The organism is Paraburkholderia sp. MM5384-R2 (assembly GCF_014201025.1).
In the GTDB taxonomy this organism is placed as follows: Bacteria; Pseudomonadota; Gammaproteobacteria; order Burkholderiales; family Burkholderiaceae; genus Paraburkholderia; species Paraburkholderia tuberum.
The window spans coordinates 103,230-124,318 of sequence record NZ_JACHDI010000009.1; the positions used below are offsets into that span (position 1 = coordinate 103,230).

The window sequence follows — 21,089 nt, forward strand, 5'->3', positions numbered from 1 at the left end:
TCGTATAATGGACAGTTGACCGCCAAACGTGGCATGGGGACGCCGATGAAATTGCTGATCGTTGAAGACGAGCACAAGGTGGTGGACTACCTGCGCTCCGGTTTGACAGAGCAGGGCTGGGTCGTCGACGTCGCGCTCGACGGCGAGGAAGGCATGCATCTGGCCACCGAATTCGATTACGACGTGATCGTCCTCGACGTGATGCTGCCTAAGCGCGACGGCTTCAGCGTGCTGAAGGCGCTGCGCATGCGCAAGTCGACGCCGGTCATCATGCTGACCGCGCGCGATCACGTGAACGACCGCGTGCGCGGCCTGCGCGAAGGCGCGGACGACTACCTGACCAAACCGTTCTCGTTCCTCGAACTGGTCGAGCGTCTGCATGCGCTCGCGCGCCGCACGCGTTCGCAGGAGTCCACCTTGATTTCCGTCGGCGATCTGTTCGTCGATCTGATCGGCCGCCGCGCGACGCGCGACGGCGTACGCCTCGACCTGACCGCGAAAGAGTTTCAACTGCTCAGCGTGCTCGCGCGTCGTCAGGGCGACATTCTGTCGAAGACCGCGATCACCGAACTCGTGTGGGACGTCAACTTCGACAGCCACACGAACGTCGTCGAAACCGCGATCAAGCGGCTGCGCGCGAAGCTCGACGGCCCGTTCCCGTCGAAGCTGCTGCACACGGTGCGCGGCATGGGCTACGTGCTCGAAGTGCGCGAAGAGGCCGAGACGTCATGAACCGTTCGATTGCCCGCCGTCTCGCGTCGATGTTCGCGCTGGTCGCGCTGTTCGTGTTTACGCTCGTCGGCACGGGGCTCTTTCTGGTGCTGCGCACGCAGCTCGAACATCATCTGCGCGAGTCGCTCGACGATCGCACGCAGATCGCGCGCATCATCGTCTATCACGCGGTGACGCCCGAAAAATGGCGGATGTGCCGCGAAAAACTCACCGACATGACGCCGCACGACGGCAGCACCGTGTACTCGGTGACGAGCGCGGACCCGAGCTATCACTTCGGCACGCCGGTGCAGGGCACCGTCACGAAGAGCTGGCCGGGCGGCTATGCGCGCATCGCGCCGGCGGGCGGCCCCGACATGCTGACCGCGACGGTGAGCTTGCCCGCCAACGCCGCGCGGCCGCCGGTGCAGTTGCAGGTCGCGTCGAGCTATTCACCGAACCTGCGCACGATGCGCGTGTTCGGCTCGGCGCTCGCGGCGCTGTCCGCGCTCGGCAGTCTCGCGGTGCTGCTGCTCAGCTACTCGGTCACGCGCATCGGTCTCGCACCGCTCACGCGTCTGACGCGCGACGCATCGGCGGTCAGCCCGAACAACCGCTCGCAGCGGCTCAATACGGCATCGCTGCCGCTCGAACTGAACGACCTCGCGAACTCGTTCAACGGCGCGCTCGAACGGCTCGACGGCGCCTACGGCCGGCTCGAATCGTTCAACGCGGACGTCGCGCATGAACTGCGCACGCCGGTCACGATCCTGATCGGCCAGACCGAGGTCGCGCTGACCCGCAACCGCTCGGTCGACGATCTGCGCCACACGCTGCAATCGAATCTCGAAGAATTCGAGCGGATGCGCACGATCATCAACGACATGCTGTTCCTCGCGCGCGCCGATCAGGGCGAACGCGCGACGGGGCTCGTCGAGGTGTCGCTCGCGGCGGAACTCGCGCATACGCTCGAGTTTCTGGAGATTCCGCTCGAAGAGGCGCGCGTGCATGCGCAGTTGCACGGCGATGCGTTTGCGCGCGTGAACCGGTCGCTATTCGGCCGCGCGTGCACGAACCTGCTGATGAACGCGATCCAGCACTGCGAGCCGGGCGCGTCGATCAGCGTGACGATCGCGCGCGGGAAAGGACCGATGCGCGACCAGGTGCGCGTCGCCGTGGCAAATCCTGGCGAGCCGATCGCGCCGGACGTCCTCGAACATCTGTTCGACCGTTTCTATCGCGCGGAAGTCTCGCGCACCAATAGCCGCGAAAACCACGGGCTCGGGCTCGCGATCGTGAAGGCGATCGCGGAGATGCATCGCGGCACCGTGTCCGCGCACAGCGCCAACGGCGTCAACACGTTCTCGTTTTCGGTGGCGGCGTCGGCGCTGTCCACGTCAGGCGACGTGCCGGCCATGCGTGCGAACGCGACCGGCGTCGCCGGCGACAGCGCCTATTCGTCGCTCGCGAAAGGCAAGTCGGCCTGAACCGGCAGGCGCGGCTTCAGCGCCTGTTCGCTGGCCGACGTCAGCGTGCTGATGCGCACGCCCAATAGCCGCAGCTTGCGGTTCAACTCCACGCGTCGCAAACATTCGGTCGCCGCGCGGCGGATTTCGCTCGCGTCGGCGGTCGGTTCGTCGAGCGTCAGGTCGCGCGTGACGGTGTGGAAGTCGTCGTAACGCAGCTTGATGCCGATCGTGCGGCCCACGTAGCCCTTGCGCACGAGATCGTCGGCGACACGCACGCACAGCCCCGTAAACGCGCTCGATAACGCCGGTCGATCGTGGCGCGGATGCAGATCGCGCTCGAACGTGGTCTCGCGGCTGATCGACTTCGGCTCCGATTCGACCACCAGGGGCCGCTCGTCGTGACCCTGCGCGACCTGCATCAGCCAGGCGGAATAGCTGCGCCCGAAGTTGTCCTGCAACAAACCGGCGTCGGCGGCGGCCAGATCGCCGACCGTCGCGAGGCCGAGTGTGGTCAGCTTCTGCGCGGCCTTCGGGCCGATGCCGTTGACCTTGCGTACCTGCAGCGGCCACACGCGCAGCGGTATATCGGCCGGCGTCAGGATCGTCAGGCCGTCAGGCTTGTCGAGTTCGGAGCCGATCTTCGCGAGCAGCTTGTTCGGCGCGACGCAGATCGAACACGTGAGACCGGTGGCCTGATGAACGGCGTCCTTGATGCGCCGGCCGATGTCGGCCGGTTCGCCCGCCAGGTCGGTCAGGTCGATATAGATCTCGTCGATGCCGCGATCCTCGATGCGGTCCGTGAACGTCCTGACGGCGGCCTTGAAAAGACGCGAGTAGTGGCGGTATGAATCGAAGTCGGTCGGCAGCAGGATCGCGTCGGGCGCGAGCGCGGCGGCCTTCATCATGCCCATCGCCGAAAACACGCCGAGCGCGCGGGCCTCGTAGGTCGAGGTGGTCACGACGCCGCGGCCCGCGTAATCGCGCAGCTTCGCGAAGCGCCTGCTGCCGTCTTCGAGCACCTGCGGCGCGCTGTTGCGCCCGCCGCCGATCACCACCGCGCGCCCGCGCAACTCCGGATAGCGCAGCAGTTCGACGGACGCGTAAAACGCGTCCATGTCGAGGTGCGCGATGCGGCGGGTTGGCGAATTCATGGGAGTTGAAGCGGGCGATGGCAATGAACGAAAGCGGTGACGGCGCGCGTCGCGACGCCGCCAGCCCGTAATGGTACCTTGCCGCGCTCGCCGCCGGTCAGGGCCGGCACGGCCGGCCGCACGCGTGTCGTTCAACGCGTTGTTGAAAAAGCGGGTTCAACGTGAGCGGCGAGGATCTGCGCACGCCGCGCTTTCTTAACCTGATCACCGCGAGGCTCGCCGGAACCGGCCTGCGTCCCGCGCAGATCAGGATCGAAGCGACCGAGCGCAGTTGCCTGAACGCCGATGTGACCCGGCAGACGATCGCGGCCTTCCGAAGCGCCGGCCACCCGGTTTATATCGACGATTTCGGCACCGGCTATTCGAGCCTCGCCTATTTGCAGACTTTCATGATCGACGCTCTGAAGATCGACAAATCGTTCGTCGACACGATCGCCCGCGATGCGGCGTCGAGCATCGTTGCGCCGCATATCATCGACATGGCGCACGAATTGGGGGTGGAAGTCGTGGCGGAGGGAATCGAGCGCGACGAGCAGGTCGGGTATCTGCTGCGCCGAGGCGTTCAGTACGGACAGGGCTGGCTGTTCGCGAAGGCCATGCGCCGCGAGGAGCTGGTCGCGTGGCTGGAAGCGCGCCGCGCGTCGCACGCGCCGGCGCAGCCCGCGATCCAGTAGTTCGGCGCCCGGCCGTGCCGGGCGCGATGCGCTTACTGCTTGACGCCTTCGGCCTGGATATGCAGCGTGGTCTTCATGTTGAAGCCGTACGCCTTGCCGAAGTCGATGCCGAAATCGTCGCGATTGAACGTCGCGACCGATTCGGTGCCGCACACTTCGCGCTTGAGCATCGGGTGCTGGATGCACTTGAACGATTCGATCTTCAGGTTGACCGGTTTCGTGACGCCGTGCAGCGTCAGCGTGCCGATCACTTCGACCGGCTTGTCGCCGTCGAAGCGGATCTGCGTGCCCTTGTAGGTCGCGGTCGGGAACTTCGCGGTGTCGAAGAACTTGTCGCCGACCAGTTCCTCGTTGAGCTTGTCGTTGCCGATGCCGACCGAGGTCAGGTCGATCGTCGCCTCGACCGTGCCGGTCTTCGCCGCGCGATCGAGCACGACGGTGCCGCTGCTTTTCTGGAACTTGCCGCGCCAGATCGACAGGCCGCCGAAGTGGTCGGTCTCGAAGCTCGGCGACGTGTGCGACGGATCGAGCAGGTAGGTTTCGGCGGCGGCCATCGCGTTGAACGAGCATGCAGCGGCGAGCGCGCCGGCGGCGAGCAGAAAGGATTGCTTCAAGGTGGACTCCAGAGGTCGAAGGGTAAGGCGGTGCTGCGGCGTGGTGGGTTATTTCTTCGCCGCGACCAGATGAAATTTGATGACGACGTCGTCGGCGACCACCGACGTGTCTTTCCATTCGCCGGTGCCGACGTCGAACTGCGTGCGCTTGATCGGCAGCGAGCCGTCGAAAGTTTGCGTGGCGCCCTGGCTCGCGATCACGACCGGCACGACGACCGTTTGCGATTTGCCTTTGATCGTCAGCTTGCCGGTCACCTTGTACTGGTTGCCGCCAGCCGGCGCGATCGAGCTCGACACGAAGGTCGCGCTCGGGAAGGCGCCGCTGTCGAACCATTCCTTGCCTTGCGCCTGCTTGTTGTAGTCGTCGGCGCCGAGGTCGTAGCTCGCGGTGTCGATCGACACGTTCGCGCTGCCCGCGGCAGGCTTCGCCGGATCGAAATTCAGTTGCGCGGAGAACTTCCTGAACTTGCCGTCGACGGGCACGTTCATCTGTTTGGTCGTGGCGATGACGCTGCTTTTCGCGAGGTCGACGTCGGCGTGCGCGAGGTTCGCGCCGAGCAGCGCAAGCGCCGCGAAAGAAGCGAGCGTCGCGCGGTGAGCGGAGAGATAAAAGGGTGTCTTCATGATGGTACGCATCCTATCCGAGCTTCGCGGCCTGATTGCACACCGCGAGGAATTTGATTGCCAACCAGTCGTAACCAATCGACAGGAGTTTTGGCTTTCTTCAAGCCGTCATATCGTTATGCGCGGGTCTTCAGAAACGGCACCATGCGCGCGAGCATTCCGTCGCGATCGACGAACTGATGCTTGAGCGCCGCAAGCACGTGCATGATCACGAGCGTGAGCAGCGTGTAGTTGAGCAGCACGTGCACCGTGCGCAGCGCGGCCTTCAGCGCCTGATCGGGACCGATGATCGTCGGCAGCGGCACGATGCCCAGATACACGACCTGAATGCCGGCCGCCGAGCTGTAGAAGTAGCCGGACAGCGGAATCGCGAGCATCAGCAGATACAGCAGGCCGTGCACCAGATGCGCGGCGGCCTTCTGCCACGCGGGCGTCGCGGCATCGAGCGCGGGCGCGCGATGCGTCGCGCGCCACAGCACCCGCAGCAGCGCCAGCGCGAACACGGTCACGCCAATCCATTTGTGCCACGAGAAGTACTTGAGCTTCGTCGGCGTAAAGCCGGGGATATCGGTCATGATCCAGCCGATGTAGAAGCCGCAGATCATCAGCGCGGCGACCAGCCAGTGCAGCGCGATCGCCGCGCCGTGGTAGCGCGTGGGAGCGCAAGCGTGTGTTTGCATCGTGTTCTATCCGTTGCTCGCGAGAAGCCGCGTGAGAATGCGGATAGTAGGGATGCCCATTCAAACTGAATAGGCGGGTGGGCGGGAACAGATCGTTGTCGCGGTGATGTTAATCGTGTCGAGAGATATGCGCGCTGAAAGGTCCGCGCATGAAGGCACGCACGCTGCTATGGAGCGCTCGCCGTGGTACCGCTGTGGTAATTTGTTGCCCCGAACAACAAGGTTGCGCGCTTTGCGCAGCCACCCACATAACCCATTATCCAGGCGTCAAGCCGTGAATTCCATTTTTCTTTCCTGGAGTATTGCCGCGTTCGCCACCGCCGGCGTGATCATACGGCCGTTCAAATGGCCCGAAGCCGTGTGGGCCGTCGCCGGCGCGGTGCTGCTCGTCGCCCTCGGCCTATTGCCCTTGCATCTCGCGGTCGAAGCGATCGGCAAGGGCACCGACGTCTATCTGTTCCTGTTCGGCATGATGCTGCTATCCGAAGTCGGCCGCCGCGAAGGGCTGTTCGACTGGGTCGCGGTGCTCGCTGTCAATCATGCGCGCAGTTCGCCGCGCAAGCTGTTCGTGCTCGTGTATCTGTTCGGCGTGGTGATCACCGCGTTTCTTTCCAACGACGCCACCGCCGTCGTGCTGACGCCCGCCGTGTTCGCGGCGGCGAAGAAAGCGAAGACACCGCCGCTGCCGCTGCTGTTCGTCTGCGCGTTCGTCGCCAATGCGGCGAGCTTCGTGCTGCCGATTTCGAATCCGGCCAACATCGTGCTGTACGGCAATCACACGCCGCCGCTGGGACCGTGGATGCTGCGCTTCACGCTGCCGTCGGTGCTGTCGATTGCCGCGACCTTCGTGATGCTGCGCTGGACGCAACGCGAGGCGCTCGCTGGCGTCTGCGAGGCAAATCTCGACACGGTCGAGCTGTCGGCGAGCGGGCGCGTCGCGCTCGCGGGCATCGCGCTGACGGCCGGCGCGCTGCTGACGGTCTCCGCCTACGACATCCAGCTCGGCCTGCCGACCGCGATCCTCGGCACGCTGACCGCGCTCGTCGTGCTGATCAAGGAGCGCAGATCGCCGCTGCCGATGATGCGCGAAATTTCGTGGAACGTGTTGCCGCTCGTCGCCGGACTGTTCGTGCTGGTCGAGATGCTCGATCACACCGGTGTGATCAACCTGTTCGCGGGTGCGTTGCGCCGCGCGACCGAACACAACGAAATGGAAGCGGCCGGGTGGGCCGGCGCGAGCGTCGCGCTCCTCAGCAATCTGATCAACAACCTGCCGGCCGGCTTGATCGCGAGTTCGACCGTGATGCAGGCGCATAGCCCCGAGCGTGTGATCGACGCGCTGTTGATCGGCGTCGACCTCGGGCCGAACCTGTCGATCACCGGCTCGCTCGCGACGATCCTGTGGCTCAACGCGATTCGCCGCGAAGGCGAAGACGTCAGCTTCATGAAGTTTCTGAAAGTCGGCGCGCTGGTGATGGTGCCCGCGCTCGTGCTGGCGCTTGGGGCACGGATATTAACTGGCTGAACGGATGCCGGACCCGCCCGCCATCAGCGGGCTTGTGCAGGAACCGACGCGCGTCGCGCCGGCGAGCTCGTCCAGTCGCGCGCCGACCGAGCGCAGCCTTGCTTCGAGGCGGGCGACGCGCTGGCGTTGCGCGGGCACCATCGACGAACGGTTCAACACATGCAGCCGACGCTGCCAGTACGACAACGGAAAACGGTCGCGCCCAGAAAGTGCGTTGAAAACGACTTCGAGGTGGGCGATTTCCTTGTCGATATCTTGGTAGCTCATCACAAAGGTCCAGGAAAGAAGGTGGGATAGGGGCGCGCGAACCTGACAGGGATCGCAAGGTCCGTTCCATCCCGCCTATATGTAGTCAATATCAGCCGTGACGGCGCAGGGCGCCACATCGGGCGCGCGCCTGGCGCGGTGCGCGATGGTAAGAAGCGGCAAACTCCATGCAAGCTTTACGCGGCGCTCCACCTTTCAACGGGACAACGGGAATTCACCAGGCGTGCCCGCGAGGCGCGTGTCCTATGCTGAGTCAACGGCGTGGGTCGGTCTCGGGGCGATCGAAACCGCCCGCGCGACGGCCCGGCGCGCGCTTTCAACGCGGCGCGATCACGAGCGGTTGCGCATAGCTGACCGTCGGCGCGGGCACCACCGCATAGTTGAGTGCGAGCGGCGCCGCGACGATGGTCGGGGCCGCCACTGGCACGGCGACAGGCGGTGCCGATACGTACACGGGATTGACCGGCACCGGGTAGTAGACCGGCCGCGGCGGCGGCGCGTAAACGACGGCGGCGGGCAGATACACCACGACTCGCGCGTAGGCAGCGGAAGAACAGGCGAGACCGATGGCGGTGAAAGTCGAGGCGCAGGCGAGACGGATAGTCATTTGGGACTCCTGATACGTGAATGCCGACGAACGGCAGACGGAACGATACGCAGCAGGCCCGCAAAACGAAACCGCGAACTCATTTCATTCGATGTCACGCTGCAGCGGCACCCGGTGCCGTGACATGATTCGACATGATTCTCGAATTGCGATCGCGCGGCGTCTGGCCAACAATTCGGCCTGTCATCGAAACGGCTCGCGGCACCCAGGCAGGCGACGGTCGATGTTCCAACCGAAGGAGTCAGTCATGAAGAAGTTGCTCGCCACCGTGCTGCTGTGCTGCGCGTCCACCGTCGCGTTCGCCCAGGCCGCCGCGCCGCAAGGTATCAGCCAGCAGCGGATGGAGCACATGGAGCAGCAGTTGCAAACGCGTTTTTCAAGCGCGAACACCACCCACGACGGCAAGCTGACGCGCGACCAGGCAGCGGCCGGCATGCCGCTGCTCGCGCGTCATTTCGACGAGATCGACACGCAGAAGGCCGGCTACATCACGCTCCCGCAGATCGAGGCATTCATGCAGGAACGCGGGGCCGCACACTGAGCGGCTCGGTTATCGAGGAGCTTTCGGATGGAACGCCCCGCCAGGATCATCGTGCTCGACGACGAAGCCGAGTTGCGCAACATGCTGCTGCGCTTTCTGCGCGGTCATGGCTTCGACGTGCGCGCGGCCGAGGACGGCAAGCGCCTGAATCGCTACCTGGAGCGCGAGCCGTTCGACCTGCTGATACTCGATCTGATGATCGGCGAAGAGGACGGCCTCGAGATCTGCGCGAAGCTGCGCGCTCAAGGGCAGACCTTGCCGATCCTGATGTTGACGGCGAAGGGCGATCCGCTCGATCGCGTGACCGGCCTCGAAACCGGCGCCGACGACTACCTCGCGAAACCATTTCTGCCGCGCGAACTGGTGGCGCGAATCAATGCGTTGCTGCGCCGCCAGAAGATGGCCGCGGGCGACCTCACCCTGACGTCGCAGCGCGTGCGTTTCGGCGACTTCACGCTCGACATCGGCAAGCAGGAGCTGTCGCGCGCGGGCGAGCCGCTCGAGATTCATTCCGCGCAGATGCTGCTGCTGGTCGCGCTCGCGTCGTCGCCGAATCGTGCGGTGAGCCGCGACAACCTGCTCGCGCGTGCGCGAGGGCGCGACCATGACGCGCTCGATCGCAGCATCGACGTACAGGTGCTGCGGCTGAGGCAGATCGTCGAGGACGATCCGTCGAAGCCGCGTTTCATTCGCACCGTCTGGGGCATCGGCTATATGCTCGTCGCCGATGTCGAATCATGATGCGCTCACTGTCGCGCGCACTGCTGCCGCGCACGCTGCTCGCGCGCAATATCGCGCTGTTGATCGCGCTCGTGATGCTGAGCCAGATCTGCTCGATCGTCGTGCTGCTGCATTACGTGCAGCGGCCACGCGTCGAACGCGCGGCGGCCGTGTTCGCGACCTACGTGACGACGCTCGACAACCTGCTCGCGGCCACTCCGCCCGCCTCGCGCGCGGCGCTGACCGCGCGTCTCGACGCGCGTGAGCAGTTGCCGCCCGAAGCGACCGACACACCGCCGCACGATCTGTTGCGGGTGTACAGCACCTATCAGCGCGGCGTTTTCATCGACAGCCTGCAGAAGCATCTGCCCGCCGATATGCCCGTGCGATGGCAGACCGACGGCGCGCAGCGGCTGTGGATTCGCATGCATGCGCCGGCTGCCGGGTCCGACCACGCGGCCGGTTCGTTGGCCGGCGCGCCATACTGGATCGCGCTGCCGGTTCCCGAGGACGCGCAGGGCAGCGGCCTCGAAGCGGCGATCTTCCTGTCGTTGGGTCTCGGCGTGCTCGCCGCGCTCGCCGGCTACGCGATCCAGCTGCACCTGAACGAACCGTTGCACGAGCTCACGCAAGCGGCGCGGCGCGTCAGCGCCGGCGACCTGCCCGCGCCGCTGCCCACCGACGGCCCCGCCGAAATCGCCGCCGTGGGCAGCGCTTTCAATCAGATGACGCGCGCGCTACAGGACGCCGAAGCGACGCGCGCGTTGATGCTCGCGGGCATCTCGCACGACATCCGCACGCCGTTGACGAAGCTGCGCCTGTCGATGGCGATGGCGATGCCGCAGGGGGCCGACAGCAGTTTCGTCATCGCCGCCGAATCGTATCTCGATCAGATCGAGACGATTCTGCAGCAGTTCATGGATTACGCGGGCAGCGGCGAGCGCGAGGAAGCGCAGCCCGGCGATCTGAATGCGCTGATCGAACGGCTCGCGGGCGACTTCGCGGGGCTCGGGCACGAGTTCGACCTGTCGCTGGGCAGCTTGCCGGCCGTTCGATATCGGCCGATCAGCATGATGCGGCTGCTGATGAATCTGATGCAGAACGCGATCGTCTACGGCGGCAGCGGGCTTGCGGTGCGCACGTGGGCAACGCAGGACGCGGTCACGGTTGCGGTCGGCGATCGCGGTAAAGGTTTGACGGCGCAGGAGTTGGAGAAGCTGAAGGCGCCGTTCCAGCGCGGCCGCAATGCGCGTGCGCATAGCGGCGGCACGGGGCTGGGGCTGTCGATCGTCGATCGGATCGCGCGGCTGCACGGCGGCGGCCTGCAGTTTCATCCGCGCGACGGCGGCGGCCTCGAAGTGTGGGTCGTATTGCCGGTCAAGGCGGCATGATGGGATGAGGACGTGGCGTTCTTGCCGCTCACTCGCGATCGAGCCACGCGTCGAGCCCGACCCGAAACGCGACGCCTGCGATGACCGGCACGGTCAGCATCAGGATGATGCCGAAGTTCGGGATCTCGTCGCCGTACATGATCGGGTTGTACAGCACGACGCCCGACACGATCGTGAACATCACGACGCCAATGGCGACCATCAGGAGATTGCGCACGGACATGGACAGCGTCTTGTGCTTCGGCTTGTCCGTCGTGTCGTGAGCGCCGGGTGCTTCGTCGTGTTGGGCAGGCATGATGGTTCTCGTGGCAAAAAATGCGGCATCGGAAGCGGGTGCGGCGGGCACCGCGCCCGGCATCATACCCGCACCCGCGCGGCTGATGCAGATCGGGGCCGCGCCGTTGCGGTACTCATCCTTACCAACAATATATGCCATTCCAGGCCGCGATTTCAGGCGTCGGCAGTCGACCCCGCTGCAGGCGCCGAATCCGCTCGAGACGCCGATGCAAGCGCGCAACCGCTCAGGCCGAGCTCGTCGAGAATCGCGCTCATCAAGCCCGTGCGGCGCCATTGCAGCCACCTGATGTAGCACGTCTGCGACGGCGGAAACGTGCCGGGCAGCCGATGCCATTTCTCGTTGCGCGTGACGACCCACAGAATCGCGTCCAGGATCTCGCGCGGAGGACGCGCGGGCCGGCCCAGACGTTTCTTCGGGTCCTGCTTGAACAGATGACTGATGCGCGCCCAGGCGTCATCGGAAAGAGGAAGATCTAGCATGCCGCGAACACCTGCCTGACCGGTTTATGTCGATCTTACGGTTTGGGCGGGTCCTTCCAATTCCGGATTTACACGGGGTTTGGCCCGCTGAACCGCGGATTGCTTCGCTTCCGATGATGCTAGCGTTGCGTTCCTGACCTTCATCTGCGACGCGCCGGGGATTACCGCGACCACGTTGAAGGAGCTGACGCTGCTCTCCCTCATAGCATCTAGGACGCCGCTTCGGTGTGGTCGAGCCATTGCGCGAACTCGTGTCGCAACTGCGCGATATCGAGCGGCTTGCCGAGTAGCCGGGCACCGGGAATCGCCGCCCCGATCTCCGCGCTGCGACCGTAGCCCGACACCAGCAGCACGCGTATCTCCGGCTGCACGCGCCGCACCGCGCGCGCGAGTTCGTGGCCGGACATGCCGGGCAGCGTGAGGTCGGTCAACAGTACGTCGTAGCGTTGCGTGTTCGCGAGCGGCAACGCTGCTTCCGCGCTCGCGACCGCGGTGCAAGCGAGGCCTAACGCGCCGAGCAGTTCGCCGAGCGCCTCGCGCGATTCGGTGTCGTCCTCGACGAACAGCACGCGCGCGGCTTCGTGGGCCGCACGCGGCTGGATCGGCTTGTGCGGCTTTTTCTTCGGCTCTTGGTTCGACGCTTTCCGCGGGCCCTTCGCAGTGGCGCACGTGTTGGCGCTTTCGTACGCGGCGGGCGGCACGCATGCGGCGATACGCGCTTCGCGCATCCCGGCCGCGTGGTCCGCGCGCGCGGCGCCCGCGCGTAGAACGTTACGCACCAGACGGGCAAGATCGTCGCGCCGGTACGGCTTCGACAGCAGCGTGATACCGGCGTCGAGCTTGCCGTGGTGGACGATTTCGTCGCGCGTATAGCCCGACGTGAACAGCGTAGGCAGCGGCGGCGTGCGCGCGGCCGCGCGTTGCGCGAGCTCGACGCTCTTCAGCTTGCCGGGCATCACGACGTCGGTGAACAGCAGATCGATCGGCATGTCGCTGTCGATGAATTCGAGCGCCGCGTCGCCGTTCGACGCGGTCAGCACCTTGTAGCCGAGCTGCGCGAGCATTTCGACCGCGGTCAGCCGCACGTCGGCATCGTCCTCGACGACGAGTATCGTTTCGCCGCCGCCGACCGGTGCCGCGGTGCCATCGACGGTCTCCGGCGTCTCCGCCTCGCGGCAGTGCGGAAAGAACAGCGACACCGTGGTGCCGTGTCCCACTTCGCTTTCTATCGACACATGCCCGCCGCTTTGCCGCGCGAAGCCGAACACCATGGACAGGCCAAGGCCGGTGCCGTGGCCGTCGGGTTTGGTCGTGAAGAACGGCTCGAACACGCGTTGCAGCACTTCGGGCGGCATGCCCGAGCCGGTGTCGGCAACCGAGAACTCCACGTATTCGCCGGGCGACAACTCCGGCTTGCCGCGGCAGAACGCGGCGTCGAGCGTGCGGTTGGTCGCGCGCACGGTCAGCACGCCGTCGGCGCGCATCGCGTCGCGCGCATTGATCGCGAGATTGAGCAGCGCGTTTTCGAGCTGGTTGCGGTCGACCTGCACGTTCCACAGATCGTCGCTGAGCACCGTGTCGATCCGCACCGTTTCGCCGAGCGCGCGATGCAGCATCTCGCTCATGCCGGTCAGCAGGCGGCGCGGATTCAGCACGGTCGGCGACAGCGGCTGACGCCGCGCGAACGCGAGCAGATGCGCGGCGAGCTTCGCGCCGCGTTTGACGGCATCGGTCGCGGCGGATAGACGCCGCTGCGTGAGCGGGTCGTCGTCGGCGTCGGCCGCGAGCATCTGCAGATTGCCGTTGATCACCTGCAGTACGTTGTTGAAGTCGTGCGCGACGCCGCCCGTCAGGCTGCCGATCGCTTCCATCTTCTGCGCCTGGCGCAGCTGTTCCTCGGCGAGCGTGCGCGCCGCGATCGAATCGGCGACGCGCTGCTCGAGCGTTTCGGTCAACTGAAGAAGCTGCTGTTCGGCGATCTTGCGGTCGTGAATGTCGATCAGCACGCCCGGAAAGCGCGTCGGTTCGCCGTGTTCGTCGAACTGGCAGCGACCGTTCGCCTGTACCCACATATAGCCGTCGTCAGGCCGCCGGATTCGGTACTCGGCGCGAAACGGCTCGCCGCTGCGGATCGCTTCGGCGGTCAGGCGGTCGTTGAGCGCCTGGTCGTCGGGGTGGATCATCTGCGTCACGGCATCGCGCGCGACGCCCTTCGACGCTTTGTCGCGCGCAAACAGGAAGGTCCGCGCGAAGCGTTCGTCGCCCGTGACCTCGCCGGTGCGCACGTCGAGCACCCAGGTGCCGAGCACCGCGCCGGTGTTCAGAGCGAGCTGCAGGCGTTCGTTGGTCTCGTGCAATTCGGTTTCGGCTTGCTGGCGCATCCGCTCGGTCAGCACGCGCCCGGTGGTCTCGACGACCATCGCGAGCACGCCGGCCGGCGCGCCGCTGTCGCCCGCGACCGGGCTGTAGTACAGATCCATCCACACGTCTTCCGGCTTGCCGTCGCGCAGCAGCATGAGCGCCTTGTCGCGATACGACAGCGTGCCGCCCGCGAGGCAGGTGACCATCACGTGATGGTTGAAATCGGCGACTTCGGGCCAGCCGTCTTCCACCGGACGGCCGAGCAGATACGGATGCCGCCCGCCCGCGAAGAGCGCATAGGCGTCGTTGTAGATCATGTAGCCGGGCTCGCCCCACAACAGCACGAGCGGCACCGGCGAGGCGAGCATCATCTGGACCGTCGAGGTCAGACTGCGCTGCCAGTTTTCGATCGCGCCGAGGGTGGTGGCGCGCCAGTCGAATTCGCTGATGCGTCGCGCCATCTCGCCGCGCCAGCCAGCGCAGCCGCAGTCTTGTGCCGGAAAAGGCATGCAGCGCTCCACGTGAAATCACGTCGAAAATGATTGGCTCTTGACCGAAGCGTCGAGGGTTCGCGCGCGTTGCGCAGCCTCGCGAACCCCAAATATTGTAGGGCACAACGCCTTGTCGTTGATGCATCGCAGACGCTATTCGGGGTTTTGCCGGGTAAGCACCCGTGTCCGAAACCGTACCAATTTGGCACCTCGTTCGATGCGCGGGCGACATTTACCGCGAGGCGCGTTTGCTGCGCGGCGAAAGCGGAAGAAGTGCCCGCATTTCCGGCGTGGCTCGATACCTTGGTGTAAGGCGTGGTCGTGCCCACGGTTAGGTGCGAATCGTGCTGCCGTCCCCGACTCCTGCGCGAGCTTCGAACTTCATGGAACGCACCATACGATGGCGAAGATAAACATCACACGATATCCACTCCCCAAACCCGCCGTCGAGCTCGTGAGCAGCCACGAGGCCGGCTATCTCGAGCATGGCCGGCGCTATGCGACGGAGTGCGAACGAAAGTGAGGGCGGGGGCGACGAGGCTTGCGATTCATCGAATGCAAGCCGCGACCTCAGCCAACGAGTGCGTCCGTCAGTTGGACAGCGACAGATACTGCGACGTCAACGGCACCGGCGGGAACGGCTGCAAGCCGGTCTGCTTGTTGAAGCTGTAGCGCACGTACACGGCCGCGAGCCACTCGCGATATTCATAGGCATTGCCGAGCGACGCGGTCGCCCCGACCGCGAGCTGCGGCGCGAGCTGATATTCACCGACGCCGCTGATCGAATACGACACGCCGGTCTTGCTCTGACCCGGGTAGACGGCGGTCAGACCGTTGCCGAGGGATTGCGCGGCGGCGGCCGCGTCGCCTTGCCGCGTCGAGCCGTCGTTCAGCGGGAAGTAGTTCGACGCATCCTCGCGATAATGCTGCACGCCGATCGAACCCTTCACGTCATATGTAAACAGGCCCGCGCGGCCCGACCATTCGACCGGCAGATTCAGGATCACGTACTGCTGCGGACTGAAGTAGCCGCCCTGGCCGTAAGTGAAGTACGACAGATTGCGGTTGTAGCCCATGATCGTCGTGTTCACGCCGACCGTCAGCGTCTGGTCGGCGTCTTTCAGCAGACGCGTGTAGACGCCGCCGCCGCCCTTGACCGCGTTGTTGCTCGGCACGTTGGTGCCCATGTAGTGCTGATACGACGCGTTCACGTACAGGCCGCTCGTGCCGTCGTCCCAGCTGAGGCTGGCAAGCGCGCCGTTCGACGTGACGCCGCCCCATTCGAGGCCGGCGGCCGCATCGCGCGCGCCCGCGTACGACAGCAGGCTGTCCGTCACCGCGCGCCGCGCGACCGCGATCGAGTACGAGACCTTGTCGGTGATGCCGCCGTTGTATTTCGCGCCACCGACGATGTTGGTCTCGCGCAAGCCGATCGGCGTCACGCCGATATCGCCGCTGATGCTGCGACTGTCATAGCCGACGGACAGGCCCACACCGCTTGCGGTCTGGCTGCCGTAGTTGTTGGTGCCGTTCTGCGCCGCCGATTTCGACGACGCGGTCGAAAGCCCCGCGCCGAAGCGCGCGAGCGTCGACGTGCTGTTCGACGCGGTGCCTGCGTCGAGCGTGACCGGGGTCGCGGTCACGACCACGTGACCGTTGCCCGCCTTGATACGCCCCTGAATCGGCGCCTCGATGTCGGTGAGCGACGACAGTCCGTCCTCGCCGACGCGATTGCGGAAGATCAGGCCGCCCGACACGGTGCTCGACTGCTCGCGATTGACCTGCGCAAGCTCCTCGGCGACGCCGAGCGTCTGCGCGTTCGCGACGTTCGACTGCGGGTTGTTCTGCGCGTTGCTGCCGGGCGGGTAGTACGGCTGCGCGTAGCCGGCCGGCGGTTGCGGAATGTACGGCTGCTGCGCGTAGTAGCCCTGGTTCGGGTAAGGCTGCTGTTGATAGGGCTGTTGCGGCGGGTACGGCTGATACGGCTGCGCGTAGCCCTGCTGCTGCGGATACGGCGGCGGCTGCGCGTAGACCGGCGCGGGTTGGCTCGTTTTCGCCGTGCTCTTCTTGGCGCTCTTCTGCGTGCTCGTGCGTGTCGATCCGTACGGCAGCGCCGTCGTCGACGCGGCGTTGGCCTGCGCTTGGCGCGCGGCCGGCGACATAGGCCACGGTGTGGCCGCATAGCCGTCCTGCGCGCCGTAGGGCTGCTGCCCGTATGCCGGCTGCCCGTACGCCGGTTGCCCGTACGCCGGTTGCTGCGGATACGCTTGCTGCTGCGGGTAAGGCTGTGGCTGCGGATACGCTTGCTGCTGCGCATAGGGCTGCGGCTGCGCATAGCCCGCGTCGTACTGCTGCCGCGGCATCGGCTGCCCGGGCGCCTGACCTTGCCCCGGATAAGGCTGCAACGGCGCGCCCGACTGGCTCGATCCGTTGGATTCCTGTCCGTAGCCGCCGACCTCGGCGGCGGAGCGGGGCGCTCCGTACGGTGCGGCGACCGGCGCGGGCTGTGCGGCAGGCGCGTTATAAGGCGTCGCGGCGGGCGCCGTATAGGGCGCGACATACGGCGCGGGCTGAAGGGGCGGCGGATAGTTCGGCACGGTCTGCGTCGGCGAGGAAGACTGCGTATTCAGGAACGGAAGCGCGGGACGCGCGGCATTGTCGGCCTCGCCCGAAGGGACGATCGCCGTTTTGCCTTCGAATGGATTGGTGCCCGGCAGCGGCGTCGCGCCGATCTGGCCCATCGCCGCTTCCCAGCCGCGCGGCACGTTGGTGCCTGCGTTGCGGGGCGCGTTCGCCGCCAGCGGCGTATTGGCCGCGACCAGCGAGCGTTGCAGATAGGTCGACGCGAGCGACAGCTTGCCCTGGGCGCGATACATGCGCCCCACGGTCGCGAGCACGCCCGGGTCGTTGGGCGCGAGGGCGAGCGCCTGGTTCGCGAGCGTTTCGGCGTAGCTGAACTGCTTCGCGCCGGCCGCGGCCGAGATCGCCGCCTGCAGCAGATTCAGATCGTCGGGGCGGCGCTGCAGCGCGACACGCAAGCTCGTGAGCGCGTTGCGGTCGTCGCCCGCGCTCGCATACATGCGGCCGAGCGCGGCCTGCAGGTCGGGGTTGTCGGGCATCGCGGCGAGCCACGGCGCGATCACGTCGTAGGCGCTCGCGAGATCGCCGCGCAGGCGTACCGCGTCGGCTTGTCGGATGACGATGCCGAGATTCAGGTTGTTGAAGTCAATCCGCTGTTGCGGCGTCAGTTGCATGCCTTGCAACTGGCGCATCACGGTGCCGAGCTCGGCCTGCTGGTTGGCCGCGGACAGAATGCTCGCGTATTGCAGCAGCAGATCGGTGTTGCCGGGCGCCGCGCTCATTGCGCCGCGCACGAGTGCGAGCGCGCGGGTCGGGTCGCCGGCCTGCTGGTAAGCGCCGGCGATCACGCCGATCAGCTCGGGGTTGTTGCCGGCCACCGGCTCGGCGGCGCGCAAGGTCGCGATGGCCTGCTGCGTCTGGCCGTGCTTCGCCATGCGCGTCGCGAGGTCGGCCTGCCGATGCACCCACAGCCGATGCTGCAACGTCGTCATCGCATCGGTGCGCTGCGCGGGCGCAATACGGTCGAGCTGCGCGAGACCGGTCGACCAGTCCTGCGTTTCCGCCGACAGCAGCGCGCTCGCGTACAGCGCATCGGTCATGTCCGGATGCGTGGCGAGCAGACCGTCCATCATGCTGCGCGCATTCGCGACCGCGCCCTGGCGCACGTAGATGCGCGCGAGGTCGAGCCGCAGCCACGGATCGTCGGGCTTGTTCAGCAGCGCGTCTTCGAACAGGCTGCGCGCGCTGCCGAGATCGCCGCGCGCTTCGGCCGCGCGCGCCTGCGCTGCCTGCGCGTCGCCGCGCAAACGGTCGATGCCGCCGACCTTCGCCTGTTGCTGCGCGTTCAGCTGATTGGCGAACCGCAGCGCCTCGTCGGCACGGCCCTGCGCGGCGAGCGCACCGACGAGGCCGCGAATCGCGTCCGGGTTGTCGGCCTGGCGGCGCAATGCCATCCGGTATGCCTGCTCGGCGCCGGCCGGGTCGCCGGTCGTGAGCAGCATTTCACCGAGCTGCACCTGGGCGGTCACGTCGGACGGATTCAGCGCGATCGCGCGCTCGAACAGTGCCTTCGCCTTCGCGAACTCGCCATTGCTGCGCGCGCCGATCGCTTCGCTCGTGTAGGTCCAGTAGGTCGCGCTGTCGAGCGCGGTTTTCCAGCGCGCCGGATTCGGTCCGCGCGAGGCACGCTCGAGGTAGTTGCGCGCCTCGGCGAAACGCTCCTGCTTCAGCGCGGCGATGCCCATGCCGCCGAGCGCGTCGGTATCGTTAGGACTGTTCGCGAGTACCGACGAGAACCGGGCGCGCGCGCTCACGATGTCGTCGCGGTCGAGCGCGGCGAAGCCGTCGGCGATCACGCGGCCGCGCGCGTCGGCGGCGGCGTTTTCCTGCGCGCGGGCGCGCGCCGCGCTGTCCTGCTGCACCATCGAATCGAAGCGCGCCTTCACGGCGGCATCTTCACCGGCGGTCTGGAAGTACGACTCGTACAGCGCGGCGTCCGAGGGCCGCGCGTCGAGCCACAGCAGCGCCTGGCGCCAGCTCTTTTTCGCCGCCGCGCCGACCGAGGTGTCGCCGGCGAGCTTTTGCAGCCGCGCGATACCGTCGCGCCGCGTAACGTCGCGATAGGTCAGATGCTGCGCGTACGCGAGTGCGAAGCGCGGGTCGTTGGGATTGTCGTGCGCGAGCTGTTCGAGGCCGCGGCGTGCTTCGTCCCAGCCTTGCGGCGTCGCCGACAGCGCCTGGTAATACTCGAGCTGCAACTGGGGCGTGGCGGGCTTGCCGGCCAGCGCGCGCTGATACTCCTGCACCGCGCTCGCGCTCTGACCGGCTTGCGCGAGCCGGCGCGCCTCGCTGATGGTCTGGTCGCGCGGGCTCGTTTCGCCAAGGCGGCGGCCGAGCTCATCGAGATTCGGATAATTCGGCGCGGCCGCCTTCAGCCGCGCGAGGTATTGCTGCGCGCCGGCGCCGTCCTTGCGGTCGGCCAGCAGCATGCCCATGCCGAACAGGGCGTCGGGCTGCTTCGGATCGATGCTGAGCACCTTCTGCCAGGCCTGCTCGGCGAGGTCGCCGCGCTGATGCGACTGCCAGTACTTGCCCTGATCGATCAGCACGGTCAGCGGATCTTTGCTCGCCTGCGCGAGCGCATCGGGCGCGGCCGCGGCCGCGCACAAGAGCGCGCCGACGCACAGCGCGATATGCAGCGACCCGGCGAGGGCGTTCAATCGCATGCGGTCCTCCAGGCGGGCACGAGACCGCCGGCTTCATCGAAGCGATAGCGGCCATCGATGAACCCCCTGCCGAACAGACCCAACACACGATCGTAGTACACCGGTTCACGGCCCGGAACATTCGCCTCGAGCGCGGCGAGCCGCGTGCGCGCGAGGCCGAGTCCGTGCTCGTCGCCCAGTGTCTTGAAGTATGGCGCGAGCGCGCCCCAATAGCTGAGCGGGCCTTCGCCGCTCGCCGCGCCGGTGGTCGACGACACCTTCTCCGGCGGGAAGCCGTTCTGCGCGACCTTCGCGCGCATGCCGCCGAGCGCGCCGAGCCACGGCTTCGCGAGCGGATCGGCGGGCGAAGCGAGGCCGGCCCACAGATAGACGCGGATCGCATCGTAGCTGCCGACGTCGCCGTTCTTCGGATCGACGACGAACCGGCCGTTCTGCCACCCCGCCCAGTCAGGCGCGAAGCCTTGCGGCGACACGGTTTTGACGAACTGATAAGCGTTGTCGGCGAGCTTGGCCCACGGACCGTCCGGCACCTCGTGCGCGAGCGCGCGCAACACCGGCAGCGGCAGATAGCTCGGATTCAGACGCGTGACGTTGCCGTTCCTGAAGCCCTGCGCCCCCGGCAGCAGCATCGGCCCGAGGCCAGATAGATTCGCGACTTCGTCGTGCGCGATGCGCTCGGCAAGTGCCTGGCCCAGTTGCGTGTAGGCGGGGTTGTGCCACAGGCGGCCGGCCTGCAGCAGATCGTAGGCGATCCAGAGGTCGGAATCCGATGCCGAATTCGGATCGAGCACGCCGTACGAGCCGTCCGGCTTCTTGCCCCATTGCCATGCGGGCAGCCGCAGGTTCTGGGCGTCGAACTGGTTGCCCGCGAGATTCGCGCGGATCCAGCCGAGCAGCTTGTCGAAGGTCGCGCGGTCGTTGGCGACCAGCGCGAAAAAGAGCGCGTAGGACTGGCCTTCCGAGGTGGTCTGCTGGGCCGGCGTCGAGTAATCGATCACGCGGCCGTCGGCCTGGACGAAGCGTTGCACGAAGCTTTGCCAGGCGCCCCAGTCGCCGCATGCAGCGCCGTTCTGCGCGGCCTGAGCGGCGCCGCTCAAACCCGCCAGACTGGCCGACGCCGTCATGCCGATACCGAGCGCCAGCGCAAAAGAGGTTCTTCTGCTGATCCGAAACCGCATTC

At 66.4% G+C, this 21,089-nt stretch carries 17 protein-coding genes and 1 pseudogene; 7 read left to right on the forward strand and 11 right to left on the reverse strand.

The features are described from left to right. Positions 1–45 precede the first annotated feature (45 nt). A complete protein-coding gene (locus HDG37_RS16790) occupies positions 46–732 on the forward strand; it encodes a heavy metal response regulator transcription factor (RefSeq protein WP_018424874.1) in 687 nt (228 codons plus the stop codon). Next, on the forward strand, positions 729–2,198 hold the full coding sequence (locus HDG37_RS16795) for a heavy metal sensor histidine kinase (RefSeq protein WP_184049530.1): 1,470 nt from the start codon (positions 729–731) through the stop codon (positions 2,196–2,198). Before HDG37_RS16790 ends, HDG37_RS16795 begins: the two co-directional genes overlap by 4 nt. Here the strand turns inward: HDG37_RS16795 and dinB are convergent. Further along, on the reverse strand, positions 2,165–3,331 hold the full coding sequence (gene dinB, locus HDG37_RS16800; protein WP_184049532.1) for a DNA polymerase IV: 1,167 nt from the start codon (positions 3,329–3,331) through the stop codon (positions 2,165–2,167). The two genes, HDG37_RS16795 and dinB, sit on opposite strands and share 34 nt — an antisense overlap. 158 nt (positions 3,332–3,489) lie before the next feature. On the opposite strand from dinB, the pseudogene HDG37_RS16805 reads away from it, so the two are divergent. Beyond that, positions 3,490–4,005 (forward strand): annotated as a pseudogene (locus HDG37_RS16805) (EAL domain-containing protein); the annotation flags it as partial. Positions 4,006–4,037: 32 nt separating this feature from the next. Here HDG37_RS16805 and HDG37_RS16810 read toward each other — a convergent pair. The 3 genes from HDG37_RS16810 to HDG37_RS16820 all read right to left on the reverse strand — a co-directional run bounded on the left by HDG37_RS16810 (position 4,038) and on the right by HDG37_RS16820 (position 5,923). Beyond that, on the reverse strand, positions 4,038–4,619 hold the full coding sequence (locus HDG37_RS16810) for a YceI family protein (protein WP_184049534.1): 582 nt from the start codon (positions 4,617–4,619) through the stop codon (positions 4,038–4,040). Between the two features lie 48 nt (positions 4,620–4,667). Next, on the reverse strand, positions 4,668–5,243 hold the full coding sequence (locus HDG37_RS16815; protein WP_184049536.1) for a YceI family protein: 576 nt from the start codon (positions 5,241–5,243) through the stop codon (positions 4,668–4,670). A 116-nt stretch (positions 5,244–5,359) separates the two neighbouring features. Next, positions 5,360–5,923 carry a cytochrome b gene (locus HDG37_RS16820; RefSeq protein WP_184049538.1) on the reverse strand — a complete coding sequence of 188 codons (564 nt, stop codon included), beginning with the start codon at positions 5,921–5,923 and terminating at the stop codon, positions 5,360–5,362. Between the two features lie 274 nt (positions 5,924–6,197). On the opposite strand from HDG37_RS16820, the gene HDG37_RS16825 reads away from it, so the two are divergent. Next, on the forward strand, positions 6,198–7,448 hold the full coding sequence (locus HDG37_RS16825; RefSeq protein ID WP_184049540.1) for an arsenic transporter: 1,251 nt from the start codon (positions 6,198–6,200) through the stop codon (positions 7,446–7,448). Here HDG37_RS16825 and HDG37_RS16830 read toward each other — a convergent pair. Together HDG37_RS16830 and HDG37_RS16835 are read right to left on the reverse strand one after the other, a co-directional pair. Continuing rightward, on the reverse strand, positions 7,437–7,715 hold the full coding sequence (locus HDG37_RS16830) for a hypothetical protein (RefSeq protein WP_184049542.1): 279 nt from the start codon (positions 7,713–7,715) through the stop codon (positions 7,437–7,439). The genes HDG37_RS16825 and HDG37_RS16830 overlap by 12 nt on opposite strands. A 316-nt stretch (positions 7,716–8,031) precedes the next feature. Then, the gene (locus HDG37_RS16835; protein ID WP_184049544.1) at positions 8,032–8,322 is read right to left on the reverse strand and encodes a hypothetical protein; all 291 of its coding nucleotides are present in this window, start codon (positions 8,320–8,322) and stop codon (positions 8,032–8,034) included. Positions 8,323–8,569: 247 nt separating this feature from the next. On the opposite strand from HDG37_RS16835, the gene HDG37_RS16840 reads away from it, so the two are divergent. Genes HDG37_RS16840 through HDG37_RS16850 form a run of 3 tightly spaced genes read left to right on the forward strand, consistent with a single transcriptional unit; the run spans position 8,570 to position 10,974 of the window. Continuing rightward, the gene (locus tag HDG37_RS16840) at positions 8,570–8,863 is read left to right on the forward strand and encodes an EF-hand domain-containing protein (protein WP_184049546.1); all 294 of its coding nucleotides are present in this window, start codon (positions 8,570–8,572) and stop codon (positions 8,861–8,863) included. 27 nt (positions 8,864–8,890) lie between these two features. Continuing rightward, positions 8,891–9,604 carry a response regulator gene (locus HDG37_RS16845; protein WP_184049548.1) on the forward strand — a complete coding sequence of 238 codons (714 nt, stop codon included), beginning with the start codon at positions 8,891–8,893 and terminating at the stop codon, positions 9,602–9,604. After that, positions 9,601–10,974: an ATP-binding protein gene (locus HDG37_RS16850; protein ID WP_184049550.1), complete on the forward strand. Its 1,374-nt coding sequence runs from the start codon at positions 9,601–9,603 to the stop codon at positions 10,972–10,974. Before HDG37_RS16845 ends, HDG37_RS16850 begins: the two co-directional genes overlap by 4 nt. A gap of 28 nt (positions 10,975–11,002) precedes the next feature. On the opposite strand, the gene HDG37_RS16855 is transcribed toward HDG37_RS16850, so the two are convergent. The 5 genes from HDG37_RS16855 to bcsZ all read right to left on the reverse strand — a co-directional run bounded on the left by HDG37_RS16855 (position 11,003) and on the right by bcsZ (position 21,087). Further along, entirely contained in the window at positions 11,003–11,269 is a 267-nt protein-coding gene (locus HDG37_RS16855) for a hypothetical protein (protein WP_184049552.1), read from the reverse strand. Between the two features lie 155 nt (positions 11,270–11,424). Beyond that, positions 11,425–11,751 (reverse strand): transposase, encoded by a 327-nt coding sequence (locus tag HDG37_RS16860; protein ID WP_184049554.1) that lies wholly within the window; start codon positions 11,749–11,751, stop codon positions 11,425–11,427. Between the two features lie 209 nt (positions 11,752–11,960). Further along, positions 11,961–14,621 (reverse strand): response regulator, encoded by a 2,661-nt coding sequence (locus tag HDG37_RS16865; RefSeq protein ID WP_184049556.1) that lies wholly within the window; start codon positions 14,619–14,621, stop codon positions 11,961–11,963. A gap of 572 nt (positions 14,622–15,193) precedes the next feature. Beyond that, positions 15,194–19,909: a cellulose synthase subunit BcsC-related outer membrane protein gene (locus HDG37_RS16870; protein ID WP_184049558.1), complete on the reverse strand. Its 4,716-nt coding sequence runs from the start codon at positions 19,907–19,909 to the stop codon at positions 15,194–15,196. Beyond that, on the reverse strand, positions 19,900–21,087 hold the full coding sequence (bcsZ, locus tag HDG37_RS16875) for a cellulose synthase complex periplasmic endoglucanase BcsZ (RefSeq protein WP_184049560.1): 1,188 nt from the start codon (positions 21,085–21,087) through the stop codon (positions 19,900–19,902). Before bcsZ ends, HDG37_RS16870 begins: the two co-directional genes overlap by 10 nt. Positions 21,088–21,089 lie beyond the last annotated feature (2 nt).

Excerpts from the sequence above, each read along its gene's own strand:
- HDG37_RS16835 (WP_184049544.1), bottom strand. The coding sequence starts at position 8,322 with ATGACTATCCGTCTCGCCTGCGCCTCGACTTTCACCGCCATCGGTCTC.
- HDG37_RS16845 (WP_184049548.1), top strand. The coding sequence starts at position 8,891 with ATGGAACGCCCCGCCAGGATCATCGTGCTCGACGACGAAGCCGAGTTG.
- HDG37_RS16870 (WP_184049558.1), bottom strand. The coding sequence starts at position 19,909 with ATGCGATTGAACGCCCTCGCCGGGTCGCTGCATATCGCGCTGTGCGTC.
- dinB (WP_184049532.1), bottom strand. The coding sequence starts at position 3,331 with ATGAATTCGCCAACCCGCCGCATCGCGCACCTCGACATGGACGCGTTT.
- HDG37_RS16790 (WP_018424874.1), top strand. The coding sequence starts at position 46 with ATGAAATTGCTGATCGTTGAAGACGAGCACAAGGTGGTGGACTACCTG.
- HDG37_RS16820 (WP_184049538.1), bottom strand. The coding sequence starts at position 5,923 with ATGCAAACACACGCTTGCGCTCCCACGCGCTACCACGGCGCGGCGATC.
- HDG37_RS16815 (WP_184049536.1), bottom strand. The coding sequence starts at position 5,243 with ATGAAGACACCCTTTTATCTCTCCGCTCACCGCGCGACGCTCGCTTCT.
- HDG37_RS16865 (WP_184049556.1), bottom strand. The coding sequence starts at position 14,621 with ATGCCTTTTCCGGCACAAGACTGCGGCTGCGCTGGCTGGCGCGGCGAG.
- bcsZ (WP_184049560.1), bottom strand. The coding sequence starts at position 21,087 with ATGCGGTTTCGGATCAGCAGAAGAACCTCTTTTGCGCTGGCGCTCGGT.
- HDG37_RS16795 (WP_184049530.1), top strand. The coding sequence starts at position 729 with ATGAACCGTTCGATTGCCCGCCGTCTCGCGTCGATGTTCGCGCTGGTC.
- HDG37_RS16850 (WP_184049550.1), top strand. The coding sequence starts at position 9,601 with ATGATGCGCTCACTGTCGCGCGCACTGCTGCCGCGCACGCTGCTCGCG.
- HDG37_RS16840 (WP_184049546.1), top strand. The coding sequence starts at position 8,570 with ATGAAGAAGTTGCTCGCCACCGTGCTGCTGTGCTGCGCGTCCACCGTC.
- HDG37_RS16855 (WP_184049552.1), bottom strand. The coding sequence starts at position 11,269 with ATGCCTGCCCAACACGACGAAGCACCCGGCGCTCACGACACGACGGAC.
- HDG37_RS16830 (WP_184049542.1), bottom strand. The coding sequence starts at position 7,715 with ATGAGCTACCAAGATATCGACAAGGAAATCGCCCACCTCGAAGTCGTT.
- HDG37_RS16860 (WP_184049554.1), bottom strand. The coding sequence starts at position 11,751 with ATGCTAGATCTTCCTCTTTCCGATGACGCCTGGGCGCGCATCAGTCAT.